Genomic DNA, 1037 nt, shown 5'->3' on the forward strand with positions numbered 1-1037 from the left:
GCCGCGGCGTCCCCCGCACCCAGGTGGCCGGTGTCGCGGCCGTAGTCCACCGGAGGCACGGGCACGCACTAGGCGAGCACCCCGATCCAGGACTCCTGGAGCGTCTTCAGGCCGAAGCGGGGCAGCACCACGCAGCGCAGCCGCGGGTCCTGCGGGCTCATTCCCGCGTCGCGCAGCGCCTGGGCGACCACGGTGCGGATGCTGCGCTCATTGGCCGCGACGAAGCCCTCGTTGCCGTGCCTGCGCAGGTAGGAGCGCTTGGTGGCACGCATGTTGACCTGCTCGCGATGGCTGCGGGGCGCGGCGGCGAACGGGTCGCCGCTGCGGTGCATCGACTCCAGGCCGGGGGCCGCGACGGTGGCAAGGGCCCGCAGCAGCAGAGCGTCCCCGGGGCCCGCCGGGGTGCGGACCAGCAGGGCGGTGCCGCCGTCGCCGTACGCCACTCCGTAGTCCCCGGCCCACCGGTCGAAGCCGGGAGCGGCGAACCGGTCGCCCGTGGTGACCAGGCCCCAGGCCGTGCTGTCCTGCGTGCTGTCCTGCGTGCCGTCCGTCGCGCCGTCCGCCGTGCCGTCCGCCCTGCGCGACTGACGGTCGCGGAGCCAGGACGTGGCCATGTCGAGGGCCGCCGCCCCGCCGTTGCACACCTGCTGGATACCGACCGGCAGGGCCCGGGCGGCACCGAGCTCCGAGGCGATGTAGTGGGGCGGCGACCACAGGTCGTGCCCCTGGTAGTACATCCACGCGTGGCAGAGCACGTCGAGCCGCCCGGGGTCGGTCCCGGTGGCGGCGAGGACGGCACGCGCGGCGCGTACGGCCATGTCGGGTGCCGGGGTGTCCTCGGCGGCCGGCAGCGTCTCATGACCCAATTCCCGTGCCGTACGGGACTTCATCCGCCCGCTGTCCACCGCTGCGGACGCGTGGGAAGCACCGTCGGGCAGCCAGCGCGAGGCGGCCGCAATGCCAACCGTCTCCCTGGGCGTCGACGGACCGAATTTTCTCATCCGGACATGGTGCACGACTCCGATAGACCTGAAGTG

1 protein-coding gene is annotated in these 1037 nt (G+C 73.7%); it reads right to left on the bottom strand.

The features are described 5' to 3' along the window. Positions 1-68 precede the first annotated feature (68 nt). Positions 69-1037: beta-ketoacyl-[acyl-carrier-protein] synthase family protein (locus tag ACZ5CR_RS47365; RefSeq protein ID WP_468870277.1), on the bottom strand; the 969-nt coding region annotated here is incomplete at its 5' end.

It is taken from the genome of Streptomyces sp. NPDC031274 (assembly GCF_055570235.1).